11 protein-coding genes are annotated in these 12,282 nt (G+C 67.1%); 3 read left to right on the top strand and 8 right to left on the bottom strand.

The genetic code is table 11. From position 1 onward, the window contains the following. Nucleotides 1–103 precede the first annotated feature (103 nt). On the bottom strand, nt 104–1,051 hold the full coding sequence (locus QFZ41_RS18170; RefSeq protein ID WP_429200014.1) for a histone H1-like repetitive region-containing protein: 948 nt from the start codon (nt 1,049–1,051) through the stop codon (nt 104–106). 106 nt (nt 1,052–1,157) lie between these two features. Further along, nucleotides 1,158–1,760, bottom strand: a complete 603-nt coding sequence (locus QFZ41_RS18165) for a rhomboid family intramembrane serine protease (RefSeq protein WP_429200013.1) — start codon at nt 1,758–1,760, stop codon at nt 1,158–1,160. 140 nt (nt 1,761–1,900) lie between these two features. Between QFZ41_RS18165 and QFZ41_RS18160 the strand changes: the two genes are divergently transcribed. Together QFZ41_RS18160 and QFZ41_RS18155 are read left to right on the top strand one after the other, a co-directional pair. Further along, nucleotides 1,901–2,776, top strand: coding sequence for a PhzF family phenazine biosynthesis protein (locus QFZ41_RS18160; protein ID WP_429200012.1), 876 nt, complete (start codon nt 1,901–1,903; stop codon nt 2,774–2,776). A 2-nt stretch (nt 2,777–2,778) separates the two neighbouring features. Beyond that, nucleotides 2,779–3,237 (top strand): YaiI/YqxD family protein, encoded by a 459-nt coding sequence (locus tag QFZ41_RS18155; protein WP_306847217.1) that lies wholly within the window; start codon nt 2,779–2,781, stop codon nt 3,235–3,237. 269 nt (nt 3,238–3,506) lie between these two features. On the opposite strand, the gene QFZ41_RS18150 is transcribed toward QFZ41_RS18155, so the two are convergent. The 4 genes from QFZ41_RS18150 to QFZ41_RS18135 form a co-directional block, all read right to left on the bottom strand. Beyond that, a complete protein-coding gene (locus tag QFZ41_RS18150) occupies nt 3,507–4,337 on the bottom strand; it encodes a dimethylarginine dimethylaminohydrolase family protein (protein WP_429200011.1) in 831 nt (276 codons plus the stop codon). A 62-nt stretch (nt 4,338–4,399) separates the two neighbouring features. Continuing rightward, a complete protein-coding gene (locus QFZ41_RS18145; RefSeq protein WP_429200010.1) occupies nt 4,400–4,681 on the bottom strand; it encodes a hypothetical protein in 282 nt (93 codons plus the stop codon). A gap of 99 nt (nt 4,682–4,780) precedes the next feature. Beyond that, nucleotides 4,781–5,662 carry an NAD(P)-dependent oxidoreductase gene (locus tag QFZ41_RS18140; RefSeq protein ID WP_429200009.1) on the bottom strand — a complete coding sequence of 294 codons (882 nt, stop codon included), beginning with the start codon at nt 5,660–5,662 and terminating at the stop codon, nt 4,781–4,783. Between the two features lie 14 nt (nt 5,663–5,676). Further along, complete coding sequence (locus tag QFZ41_RS18135) at nt 5,677–6,855, bottom strand: NAD(P)/FAD-dependent oxidoreductase (RefSeq protein WP_429200008.1); 1,179 nt, start codon at nt 6,853–6,855, stop codon at nt 5,677–5,679. An 81-nt stretch (nt 6,856–6,936) separates the two neighbouring features. On the opposite strand from QFZ41_RS18135, the gene QFZ41_RS18130 reads away from it, so the two are divergent. Further along, the gene (locus QFZ41_RS18130) at nt 6,937–7,419 is read left to right on the top strand and encodes a YajQ family cyclic di-GMP-binding protein (RefSeq protein ID WP_429200007.1); all 483 of its coding nucleotides are present in this window, start codon (nt 6,937–6,939) and stop codon (nt 7,417–7,419) included. A 157-nt stretch (nt 7,420–7,576) separates the two neighbouring features. Here QFZ41_RS18130 and QFZ41_RS18125 read toward each other — a convergent pair whose 3' ends face one another. Beyond that, the gene (locus QFZ41_RS18125) at nt 7,577–10,582 is read right to left on the bottom strand and encodes a ligand-binding sensor domain-containing protein (protein ID WP_429200006.1); all 3,006 of its coding nucleotides are present in this window, start codon (nt 10,580–10,582) and stop codon (nt 7,577–7,579) included. A 76-nt stretch (nt 10,583–10,658) separates the two neighbouring features. Continuing rightward, the gene (locus QFZ41_RS18120; protein WP_429200005.1) at nt 10,659–12,209 is read right to left on the bottom strand and encodes a putative bifunctional diguanylate cyclase/phosphodiesterase; all 1,551 of its coding nucleotides are present in this window, start codon (nt 12,207–12,209) and stop codon (nt 10,659–10,661) included. Nucleotides 12,210–12,282: the final 73 nt, after the last annotated feature.

Here is a 12,282-nt window from a genome sequence, read left to right as displayed (position 1 = left end):
GGTTCTCCGAAGGACGACCCGACACTGCGCTCGCGCGATTGAACGGCCGCTAAAAAGAAAAGGCCGCGCGAGGCGGCCCTTTCCTTTCATTCAGCTTTCACGCTCAGCCTTTGTTCTTCTGCTGATCGCCGCGTTCGTGGGAAGCGTTCGCGTGGCTCGCCTCGGGCGACGGCGCCTTCGGCGCGGGGTTCGGATCGTCGCCCGGCTGGATACTCGGCGCCCCCGCCGCGTGCTGCTCGCCCGTGGGCCAGCTCGGCGGCTGGCGGTCGCGTTCACGCTTGGCGTCGAGCAAGGCCTGGATGTGCGCCACCGCCTCTTCCTGGCTGATGTGCTGGACCGGCGCGTCGGTCGCTTCGGGTGCCTGCGCCGCGGGAGCGGGCTTCGAACGTGGCTTGGCTGCCGGTTTCGGCTTCGCCTTTACCGGCACGGCCGAGGACGTGGGCGCCTTGGTAGTGGCGGGGATGCCGCGCGGCGTCTTGCGACTGGCCGCTTTGGTTGCGGCGGACTTGGGCACGGACTTGCTCGCGGTGGTCTTCCGGGTGGCGGTCTTCGTCGCGCCGCTGCGCGCCGGTGACTTTCGTGCCGTTGTCTTCGCGCCAGCTTTCCTTGCCGTCTTGCCGGTCGCCGACTTGCGCGCAGGTGCCTTCACGGCGGCCTTCTTCACGGCGGTCTTGCGCGCGGGCGACTTCCGCGTGGCGGCCTTGCGGGCGGAGGTTTTCTTCGCAGCCTTCCTGGCGGCGACCTTGCGGGCCGGTGCCTTCTTCGCCGCCGACTTGCGTGCCGATGTCTTCTTCGCCGGCGCCTTCCTGGCGGAGGCCCGCTTCGCGGTGGCCTTCTTCGCTGCCGGGCGGGTCGACTTGCGGGCGGTCTTCTTCGCGGCGGCGCGGACGCCTGCCTTCTTGGCGGCGGTCTTACGGGTCGCCGTCTTCTTCGTAGCCGTCTTCTTGGCCGTGGACTTCTTCGCGGCGGACTTTCGGGTCGTAGCCATGCGTTCATTCCTCCTGCGGTAGTAGCCGACGCGAACCACCCCACCGGGGAAACCCGCGTGCATGCCGGACGACGTCGTTACGATCAGGTTTTCGTTCCGGTCGGTCGCATGATGTAACAGCCGTCGTCCGAAGTCACATGAATCTATCGGAAGAGTTCAGGTTCGCGCATCACAACCTCGGTTGCGTCAGCGATGCGATGAAGGTGAGCAGCACCGCCGGCTTCAATGCCACGGTGAAGATCACGCCGTACAAGGCTCCCCAGAGGTGCGCGCTGTGGTTCACGTTGTCGCCGCCACGCTTGTCCATGTAGATCGAATACGCGACGAACAACACGCCATACAGGATCGCCGGCATCGGCACGATGATGAGGTAGATCCGCGACCACGGGGCCAGCAGGATGAAGGCGAACAGGATCGCCGAGACGGCACCCGAGGCACCCAGGCTGCGATACGCCGCGTTCCGCCGGTTCGCCATGTACGAAGGCAGGATCGAGAAGACCAGCGCACCGATATAGAACGTGAGGAAGCCCAGCGGGCCCATCACGGCGGTGAAGAACTGTTCCATGATCCGTCCCGCGAAATACAGCGAGATCATGTTGAAGAACAGGTGGCCGCCGTCCGCGTGCACCAGGCCATAGGTGACGAGCCGGTAGTACTCGCGGCTGCGGCTGAGGGCCGGAGGCCAGAGGATCAGGTCGTCCAGCAGGCGCTGATTGCGGAAAGCGACGATCGAGACCACACAGGTCGCGAGGATGATGAGCAGCGTGATCATGCCTTGAAACAGCGTCCTTACGCGTCGAGCCAGCGCGCATCTTGGCGGTATCCCGTGCGGATGTCGAATGCCCCCGCACCTCCCGTTCGGGCTTTGGACGGCTATCATGAGGGTTCCCCCCTGTTTCCCCGGCCCACCGCATGCCTTCCATCCGTTACAAGCAACTCGACGTCTTCGCCGCCCGTCATGGCGGTGGCAACCCGCTCGGCGTCGTTGTCGACGCGGAAGACTGGTCGGACCGGCGCATGCAACGCTTCGCCCACTGGACGAACCTGGTCGAGACCACCTTCCTGATGCCGGCGCGCGCTGAGGGTGCCGGCTACCGCGCCCGGATCTTCACGCCGACCAAGGAGATACCGTTCGCGGGCCATCCCACCATCGGCAGCGCGCATGCCGCACTCGATGCGGGCCTGGTCGTGCCGGATGCCGCGGGCATCATCTGGCAGGAATGCGGCGCGGGGGTGCTGCCCATCCGCGTCGAAGGCCGCGGCGAGCAACGGGAACTGTTCGTGCAATCGCCGAAGGCACGCATCGTCGGCGACGCGTCGTGTGGCGGCGAGACCTTGTCGGCCGTGCTCTATGGCGTGAAGCCGGGCGCCCTGCCCCCGGCCTGCGTCGAAGGCGGCCGCCGCTGGTGGGTCGCCGAGTTCGCCGACGAGGCCGAACTTCGCGGCTGGCGTCCCGACCACGCCGCGATCCGGGCGCTGGCCTTGGCCACGGACACGCTGGGGCTCTGCGTCTTCGCACGCTCCGTGGAGGGGCTGGCCGTGCGCGCCTTCCCGGCGGGCGTGGGTATCGTCGAGGATCCGGCATCCGGTGCGGCGAACGGCCTGATCGCCGCCTACGTGGCCGCGCGTGACACGACCGGCTCCCTCGCCAGAGGCTATGTCGTCAGCCAGGGCCGCGAGGTGGGGCACGATGCGCGCATCATCATCCGCATCGACGGCGACGCCGTGTGGGTCGGCGGCCGCACCAACACCATCATCGACGGCCACGTGGACTGGCAGGATCTCTGACGATGCGGATCTGGGTCGACGCCGACGCTTGCCCGAACGTCATCAAGGACATCCTCTTCCGTGCCGCCGAACGCGAACAGGTCGAGGTGACACTGGTGGCGAACCAGTGGATCCGGACGCCGGCCTCGCGCTTCGTCCGCTCGATCCAGGTGCCGGGCGGGTTCGATGTCGCCGACGACGAGATCGTGCGCCGCGTCGAGCCGGGTGACCTCGTGGTCACCCAGGATATTCCGCTGGCATCCTTCGCCATCGAGAAAGGCGCGCTGGCGTTGCACCCGCGCGGGGAGATGTTCACGCGGGACACCATCGCCGCGCGCCTGTCGATGCGCAATTTCATGGAGGAACTGCGCGGCGCCGGCGTGGATACCGGCGGCCCCGCCGTGATGCACCAGCGCGACCGCCAGGCCTTCGCCAACGAACTGGATAAATGGCTGGCGCGCCGCCGCTCGGCGCTTCGCTAGAACACCAGGTGGTAGAACACCAGGTGGGAGCCGACCCTGTCGGCGAAGGGTGCTTGCCGCAACCTGGCCCGCTGCCGCGGGATCGCCGACAAGGTCGGCTCCCACCAGGTCTCTTCCTAAACTGATCTACTCGATGCCGTAACTGATCTACTCGATGCCGTGGTGGGAAGCCGCTTAAGCGGCGATGGGTGCTTGCCGCAACCTGGCCCGCTGCCGCGGGATCGCCGACAAGGTCGGCTCCCACCAGGCCGCCGCGAGCGGATGGGACATCAGGCGCTTGCCGCCTCGTCCAGCTTCAAGGTCAGGCATTTCGCAGCGCCGCCGGACTTCATGAACTCGTCGAGGGCTACCTCGATCACCATGAAGCCCGCGCCCTCCAGCCGGGAGCGCAAGTCGGCGCTCGCGCGGTTGAGGATCACCACCCGGCCCAGGTTCACCGCGTTGCATGCGAAATCGAGCGCGTCGTGCTCGTTCACCACGATGCGCTGGCCGGGCGGTATGTGTCGCTCGATCGAGGCCAGCGCCGCCGCGTCGAACGCGGCCGGGAAATACAGCGTGTAACCATCCGCCAGGGGGCAAAAGCAGGTATCGAGGTGATAGAAGCGCGGGTCGGCCAGCGTCAGCGGCAACACCTCGACGTCGAGCAGGCGTGCCAGCGCGGGTGCGGCGGCGGCGTCGGAACGGTGGCCATGGCCGAGCCAGAGGCGGCGGGCGACGCCGCGGTCGAACAAGGCGTCGCCCGCCCCCTCGAAATACACATCCGCCGGCAGGTCGACGATGTCGAAACCGTGGCGCTCGAACCATGCGCGGTCGTGCGGCTCCTCGCCCTGGCGTTCGGCATAACGGAAGCGGCTGGGGACGAAGGTGTTACCGAAGACCAGGCCAGCGTTCGCGGTGAAGGTCATGTCCGGCCATCCCTGCACCGGCGGTTGCTGGACCACGTCGGCATGCCGGGAGACGGTGTCGCGGAGGGCGTCCCACTGACGCTGGGAACGTTCCCGGGTGGTGTCGTGCACGTGGCCGGTCATCCATGGATTGATGACGTAGCTGACCTCGAAGAACGTGGGTGCGCACATCAGTATCCGCATCGTTTCTGCCATGGACGGTGCACGCCTGTATGGGGGAACGAGCCCCCATCATGGCAGAAACGGGCGCCCGCCCGTCAGTGCAGCTTCGAGCAGATACGGGTGACCGCGTCCGCGGAAAAATGTAGTTCCTTCAAGGCCTCTTCGAGCGATTCGAGCGAATTCGCCTCGCTTTCCACCTGCTCGCCGACGCTGCTCGGAGAGACGTGGACGAAGGTCTTGCCATCCTGGTAGGCGATTCCTTCGTCGTGGACGTTCTGCTTGGTAAGCACCTTGTAGGTTCCGTCGCCGGATTCTCTCACCGTGATCGAGCGGCCTTCGTGCTGGCCCTCGTACACCGTCTTCCAGGTTGCCGACATGACATCCATCCGTAAGCCGCACAACAGCGTGCGGGTCCGATTGTCGCGGACCCGCCGGGCTAGCGATTGTGAAGACGTGCGTAAAAGCGGTCTAACGCTTCAATCCTTCAGGTGCGCCCGCGCCGCCGCGATGCGCGCCATGCCCGCCCAGTCGAGATCACCGTCGCCGGCGCCCAGGGCTTCGAGCAACGCATCGTGCATGACGCTGGCGAAAGGCATCGGCACGCGCTCCGCTTCCGCGGCCGCGCGGGCCAGACCGATGTCCTTGAAACCCAGGCTCATCTTGAAGCCGGCGGGCGTGTATTTCTCCTCCGCGATCATGCCGCCGTAGATCTTGTAGATCGGCGCGGCGAACAAGGTGCTGGACATCACCTCGAGGAAATCCTTGGCGGATACGCCATGGGCGCGGGTGAGCGTGGTGGCTTCTGCCATGCTCTCGATCGCCGCGCCGATCAGGAAATTGCCGCCGATCTTCACGATGGTGGCACGCACCGGATCGTCGCCCATCGGCCAGACCTTCTGGCCCAGCAGGTCGAGCAGGGCCGCGACCTTCGCCATCGCCTCGGGCTTGCCCGAGGCCACGATATTCAATTCACCGGCCGCGGCGACCGCGGGCCGGCCGAACACGGGTGCGGCCACATAGCCGAGCCCATGCGCTTCATGCGCATCGACCAGTTCACGCGCAAGGGCCACGGAAAGGGTGGCGTGGTTCACGTGGACGGCACCCTTCGGCAGCGCGTCGAGCACGCCCCCATGCAGGATCACCTCGCGCACCGCGGCGTCGTTCGCCAGCATGCTGTGCAGTACCTCGACGCCCGCGGCGGCCTCGGCCGGCGTGGCGGCCACCTTCGCGCCCTGCTCCGCCAGCGGCGCGGCCGCTTCCGGCGAGCGGTTCCACACCGTCACCTCGTGCCCCGCCTTGACCAGGTTGCCGGCCATGCCCGCGCCCATGCTGCCCAGACCGATGAAACCGATACGCATGTTCTTGCTCCGTGTCAGACGGCCAGGCCGGCGGCGTGGCCGGAGGCCCAGGCCCATTGGAAGTTGTAGCCACCGAGGTGGCCGGTAACGTCGAGTACCTCGCCCACGAAATAGAGGCCGGCGTGGCGCCGGGACATCATCGTGCTGGAGGAAACCTCGTCCGTGTCGACGCCGCCGAGGGTCACCTCGGCGGTACGGTAGCCTTCGGTGCCGCTCGCCACGAGCGGCCAGTCGGCCAACTGTGCGCCTATCTCGTTCAATTCGGCGTCACGGAACTGGCGCATCGGCCTGTTGGGTAGCCATACCTCGCAAAGCCGCTCGGCCAGGCGGCGTGGCAGCAGGCCGGAGAGCACCGTCTTCAGTTCCGCGGCGGGGCGTTCGGCGCGCCCTTCGCGCAGGGCCTGCCCCGCGTCGAGGCCGGGCATGAGGTCGAGGCGCAGGTCCGTGCCGGGTTCCCAATACGACGATACCTGCAGGATGGCCGGACCGCTGATGCCCCGGTGCGTGAAGAGCATGGCATCGCGGAAGGCGGCGCCGTTCGCACGAGCCTCCACCGGCAAGGCCACGCCCGCCAATCCCTCGAAGCGCTCCTGGTGCTTGCCGCTCAGCGTGAGGGGTACCAGGCCGGCGCGCAGCGGCAGCACGGCATGGCCGAACTGCTTCGCCACGTCGTAGCCGAATCCCGTGGCGCCCAGGCTGGGAATTGACAGGCCGCCAGTGGCGATCACCAGCGATTCCGCACGAACGTGCCCCAACGGCGTCTCGCAGGCGAATCCGCCGGCGGTGGCGGCGCGAAGGCGGGACACGGCGCAGCCCGTCTCCACGCGGACGCCCACCGCGGCGCATTCGTCGAGCAGCATGCGCACGATCTGTTTGGACGATTCGTCACAGAACAGCTGGCCCGGCGATTTCTCATGCCACGCGATACGGTGCCGGTCCACCATCGCGATGAAGTCCCACGGGGTGTAGCGCGCCAGCGCCGACTTGCAGAAATGTGGGTTCGCCGAGAGGAAATTGGCGGGCGTGGTGGCGGTATTGGTGAAGTTGCAGCGGCCGCCGCCGGACATCAGGATCTTCTTGCCTGCCCGGTTGGCATGGTCGAGCACGAGCACGCGCCGCCCACGGGAGCCCGCGACGATGGCCGTCATCAGGCCCGCCGCACCCGCCCCGACGACGAGAACGTCGTATTCCATGCTTCGCATCCACCACGCAAACGCACATGGTAGCGCCCTCGCGTAAACTTGGTCATCGCTCCCCTCGACAAGGACCCACCCATGCCCTCCTTCGACATCGTCTCGGAAGTCGACACCCACGAGCTCACCAATGCCGTCGACCAGGCCAACCGCGAAGTCTCCACGCGCTTCGACCTGCGCGGCACATCCGCCAAGTTCGAGCTCGACGAGAACGTGATCACGCTGAAGGCCGACAACGAATTCCAGCTGGGCCAGCTCACCGATATCCTCCGCGCCCGCCTCTCGGCCCGGGGCATCGACGTGCGCGCGATGGATTCGGGGAAGGTCGAGACGAACCTGGCGGAGGCGCGGCAGAAGGTGACGATCAAGCAGGGCATCGAACAGCCCGTGGCGAAGAAGATCGTCGCGAAGATCAAGGAGGCGAAGCTGAAGGTGGAGGCCCAGATCAACGGCGAGAAGATCCGGGTTACCGGGAAGAAGCGTGACGATCTGCAGAACGCGATGGCGATGTTGCGGAAGGCGGATGTGGAAGTGCCGTTGCAGTTCGAGAATTTCAGGGACTGAGGGGTTGGGATTGAGGGGCCGGGCCGCGCTGCCGCGCGGATCGCCGCTGAAGCGGCTTCCCACCCGGACCTTGCCGAGAGGGTTGGCCCCTATCTGAGGCCTGGGTGGGAGCCGACCCTGTCGGCGATGCTCTGGTGGGAAGCCGCTTCAGCGGCGATTACAACCCCGCGATACAGCTACGGTTGCGCCCCTCGTTCTTCGCCTCGTACAGCGCCTCGTCCGCCCGCCCCAGCAGCGAATTCAGCGACTCCGGCGCGCGCCACATGGCCACGCCGGCGCTCACGGTGATGCGGATGCGGTAGTCGCCGTGGACGATGACCATCGCGCCGAGCGCATGGCGAACGCGCTCGGTGATATCCAGCGCATGCTCCGCCAGCGCGCCGGGCAGGCACAGGATGAACTCCTCTCCGCCGAAGCGGCCCGCGAGATCGTCCGCGCGGCACATCGACGAGATCACGCGCATCGTCTCGCGGATGACCGTGTCGCCCGCCAGGTGCCCATAGGTGTCGTTCACCGCCTTGAACTCGTCGATGTCGATGAGCACGAGGCTGAAGGGAATGCCGTCGTTGGCCGCTCCCTGGCGCACACGCTCCGCCTGTTCGAGGAAGCGGCGCCGGTTGAGCGAACCGGTGAGTTCGTCGGTGCCGGCGAGATGATCGAGCCGCTCGTTGGCCGCCTTCAGGTCGCGCGTGCGCGCATCCACCTGCGCCTGCAACAGCTGCGCGCGCCGGCGCAGATACAGCGTGCGCAGGTAGACCAGCCCGAAGAAGGCCAGCACGCCCAGCGCGATACCGGCCAGGAGGGTCCACGGGCTCTCGTACCAGCGTGGGGTCACCATCACGCGGATCGAGGTTTCGACCGTGCGCGCGTCGAGGCCGCGCATGGTGGCGCGCAGGCGGAGGGTGTACGTGCCGCTGGCGAGGTTGGTGTAGATCGCGCTGGGCGGAATGCCGCGCGGTACCTCGTTCCAAGCCCCGTCCGCCTCGTCCATGCGATACGCGTAATGGGTTTCCAGCGGCGCACGGAAATCGAGCAAGGCGAAGTCCACGCGCATGTTGCGACCGTCGCCATCGAGAACCACCCGGCCACCCTCGCCCGGCACCTTTTCCAGTGGCAAGGGCTTCTCGTTGACGGAGACCTGGGTGATGGCGAGGCGCGGCGGTGCCACGGAGGGTGCCACCCAGTACGGCCGCACGACCGTCAGGCCGCCCAGGCCGCCGAACATCAATTCGCCGCCAGGCGCTTCCGCGGCCGCGCGATGGATATAGCTGGGAATGCGCAAGCCATCGCGGATACCGAGATCGGCCACGCGATGGCTGGCGGAATCAATCATCGCCACGCCATTGGCCATGGAAGCCCAAACGCGGTCGTCGTGGTCGATCAGCAAGGCGTTGATCTTGGTGTTGGACAAGCCCTCGCGCGCACCGATCAGGCCGAAACGGAAAGGCCCGCGCGGCTTGAACGCATCCAGATAGGCGATACCGCCGAAGGTGCCCAGCCAGAGTCGGCCGTGCGAATCGAATGCCATCGAGCCGGTGTAATCCTGCGGCAGGCTCGCGGGATCGGCGGGGTCGTGGCGCAGGTTCACGAAGCCCTTCTCACCGTCGTAGGCGATGCTGATGCCGCTGATCGTCGCGAACCACCATGCGTCGGGCATGCGCACGATGAAGCGCACCTGGTCGCCGACGAGGCTCTTCGGATCGGCCTCGTCGTGACGCATCTGCGTGAGCGTGCCGTGCACCGTGTCGTAGCGGAAGAGACCGTCGTAGCCGCCGATCAGGATGTCGTCGCCGTCGCGCTGCATCGACAGGATCAGACGGCCATCGAGGTTCGGGATCATCGAACTCTTCAGTTCGAACGTGTCCGGGTCGATGCGCGAGATGCCTTGCGCGCCCGCCCAGATGGAACCGTCCGGCGCCACCACGAACGCCTGCACGTCGCGCTCGGCCTGCTCGCCGCCGAGTTGCAGGTGGTGCATCGTGCCCTTGCCGAGATCGAGCACGTCGATACGGCCCATGCCGAGGCCGAGCCACACGCGACCGCGCGGATCGACGAACACCGAATGCACGTTGGCATTGGACAGCGTGTGCGTCTCCAGTGGCGAGGGCAGTACCGAGAACACCTTGCGCCCGTTGGGATCGTAATGCGCCGCACCGAGCTCGGTGGCCACCCATATGTTGCCCGAGGTGTCCTGGAAGATGTCGCGCGTGATGTCACCCGGCAGCGACGAAGGCATCGCCGCGTCATGGCTGAGCGTGCGCAGCCGCCCGGTGTTGAAATCGTAGGTGACCACGCCCGCACCGTCGGTGGCGGCCCAGAGCACGCCCTGCGGCGTCTCGTGCAGGGCGCGCACGGTGCGGCGGCGGGCCAGCCCGCCCTTGCCGGAGAAGCCCGGCACGAGGTGGCCCTGCCCTTTCGCGTCGATGTAGATCGCACCCGACTGACCCGTGCCCACCCAAAGCCGGCCACGGCTGTCCTGCAACAAGGCCCAGACCTGATCGTGGAGGATCTCCTCCACCGCCGGATCGGCGGAGCGCACCCGCTCGAAGTGACCGCCCGGGTGGCGCACGAACAGGCCGTTGTCCGCGCCCGCCCAGAGGTTGCCGGCCTTGTCCTCGGCGACGACGAAGGTGCGTGGCAGCATGTCTTTGGCGTCACCCGCCGTCACCGATTCATGGGTGATCCTGCCGCTGGCGAGGTCCAGGCGATCGACACCGCCTTCCGTCGCGATCAGGAACTCGCCGCGCTCGCGCGCACGCGCGATGGCGAAGATCTTACCGCTCGACGTGCCGCCCGGTCCCACCGGATAGACGTGGAAGCGCATCGTCGACGGGTCGAAACGGACCAGCCCGCCGGCATTGGTGCCGATGAGCAGGCCACCGTCCTCGAGCGGTATGAGCGCGCGTACATACGAATCGGGCAGCACGGCGCCCGCATACGAATCCGGCTCCTGGCCGAACACCTGCATGCGATAGCCGTCGTAGCGGACGAGGCCGCCGAAGGTGCCGATCCAGATGAGGCCGCGGGTGTCCTGCACGATCGCCGTGGTGGTCGAGTGCGGCAAGCCGTCGGCGACACTCACCGTGTCGAACCAGACCGATTCGTAGACCGCCCACGGGTCCACGCCCACGCTGGGGGCGACCTGTGCGGACGCCGCCGTCACGACACAGCACAGCCACGCCGCGAGGACGATCAGACAGGCTCGAACGCGCGGAGGACGAGCGGGCCGCGTCGGGCGGTCAGCCTGCATAGGCCACGGTCGGATCGAGGTAACGGCCGAAGGCGGCGGCGGTCATCGGCCGGGCGAAAAAGTAGCCCTGCCCGATGTCGCAACCGAGGTCGCGCAACCAATGCGCCTGTGCCTCGGTTTCCACGCCTTCGGCGATCGTACGCATGTTCAGTTTCTTCGCGAGGCCGACGATGGCCTCGGTGATCTCGCGATCGGCCAGGTTCAACGTGCTTCCGCGCACGAAGGACTGGTCGATCTTGATCGTTCCCACCGGCAGTTCGCGCAGGTGGCTCAGGTTCCAGTAACCCGCGCCAAAGTCGTCGATGAGCAGGTCGAAGCCGTGCGAGCGCAGCTTCACCAGCTGGCGCATGGTCTCTTCCGGCTGACGCATCGCCGTGGACTCGGTGAGCTCGAAGCGGATCCGCGTGGGGTCGACGCCGTAGGAGCGCACCGCGCGGTGCAAGGTGTCGACGAACGCGGGCCGCGTGAGTTCCTGCATGGACAAGTTGATCGCCACGTAATCGACCTGGATGCCCGCGGCATCCCAGGTCTTCAGCTGTCCGAGCACTTCGCGCAACACGTATTCGCCCAGGGCATGGATGAGGCCCGAGCGCTCGGCGATGGGCACGAAGACGGTCGGTGGCACGTCGCCGCGCGACGGATGGTGCCATCGTGCGAGCGCTTCGACGCCCGCCAGCGTGCCGTCGCGCAGATTGCGCTTGGGCTGGTACTCGACCGCCAGTTCGCCCGCCTGCAAGGCCTCGCGCAACTCCACGGTAAGGGCGAGACGCTCGCGTGCCTGCTCGAGCATGCCCTCCTCGTAGAAACGAAAGTCGGCCTTGCCGGTTTCCTTCACGGCGTACATCGCGGCATCGGCGTTGCGGATCAGCGCCTCGGCTTCCTCGCCGTCCTGGGGGGACACGGCCACGCCGATGCTCGGGCTCACGGCCACGAGCTGGCCGGACACGTTGACCGGCTTCGACACCAGGTCGAGCACCTTGCGGCAGACCCGGATCAGGTTCTCCATGCCGCCGTACGCCTGCACCACCACCACGAACTCGTCGCCACCGAAACGGGAAACCGTGTCGCGTTCGCGCACGCTGCTGCGCAGGGAGGTGGCGACGGCGCGCAGGAACGTGTCGCCGGCTTCATGCCCCAGGGTGTCGTTGATGGCCTTGAAGCCGTCGAGGTCGATGAACATCACCGCCAGCGAGCCCGCCTGTGGTGCCGCCAGGGCCTGCTCGAGCTCGCGCATGAGGTAGGCGCGGTTGGGCAATCCCGTGAGGGTGTCGTGATACGCATGGAAAGCCAGTGCCCGGCTGGCCTGCTCGCGGGGATCCTTGAGTTTCGCGTGGAGGTGCCGCCGCTGGCCCACCAGCCAGGCGATGGCCACCGCGGCCAGGGCGCAGACCACCACGAGCGCCACCATCCATCCGAGGCCGGCGCCCACCGTGCCGAACGTGTCGCAGCGTGAGACCTCGCCGGGTCCGAAGACGGACCAGCGGGCACAGTTCGATACGGCAAGATGGATGCCGCCCTCGACGCTACGATGTGTCAGCACACCACGCTCCGGCCTTTATCCCCTGGATTAACGGCCACCACCGCCCCCGACTTTAACGTCATATGCATCGCAT

Origin of the sequence: Luteibacter sp. W1I16, from assembly GCF_050434905.1 — a bacterium.
Lineage (GTDB): Bacteria > Pseudomonadota > Gammaproteobacteria > Xanthomonadales > Rhodanobacteraceae > Luteibacter.
This window is presented reverse-complemented; position numbering and strand designations above follow the sequence as displayed.

What these genes read in the sequence shown, in the direction of transcription:
- QFZ41_RS18170 (WP_429200014.1), bottom strand. Translation starts at nt 1,051, where the DNA reads ATGCACGCGGGTTTCCCCGGTGGGGTGGTTCGCGTCGGCTACTACCGC.
- QFZ41_RS18165 (WP_429200013.1), bottom strand. Translation starts at nt 1,760, where the DNA reads ATGATCACGCTGCTCATCATCCTCGCGACCTGTGTGGTCTCGATCGTC.
- QFZ41_RS18160 (WP_429200012.1), top strand. Translation starts at nt 1,901, where the DNA reads ATGCCTTCCATCCGTTACAAGCAACTCGACGTCTTCGCCGCCCGTCAT.
- QFZ41_RS18155 (WP_306847217.1), top strand. Translation starts at nt 2,779, where the DNA reads ATGCGGATCTGGGTCGACGCCGACGCTTGCCCGAACGTCATCAAGGAC.
- QFZ41_RS18150 (WP_429200011.1), bottom strand. Translation starts at nt 4,337, where the DNA reads ATGGCAGAAACGATGCGGATACTGATGTGCGCACCCACGTTCTTCGAG.
- QFZ41_RS18145 (WP_429200010.1), bottom strand. Translation starts at nt 4,681, where the DNA reads ATGTCGGCAACCTGGAAGACGGTGTACGAGGGCCAGCACGAAGGCCGC.
- QFZ41_RS18140 (WP_429200009.1), bottom strand. Translation starts at nt 5,662, where the DNA reads ATGCGTATCGGTTTCATCGGTCTGGGCAGCATGGGCGCGGGCATGGCC.
- QFZ41_RS18135 (WP_429200008.1), bottom strand. Translation starts at nt 6,855, where the DNA reads ATGGAATACGACGTTCTCGTCGTCGGGGCGGGTGCGGCGGGCCTGATG.
- QFZ41_RS18130 (WP_429200007.1), top strand. Translation starts at nt 6,937, where the DNA reads ATGCCCTCCTTCGACATCGTCTCGGAAGTCGACACCCACGAGCTCACC.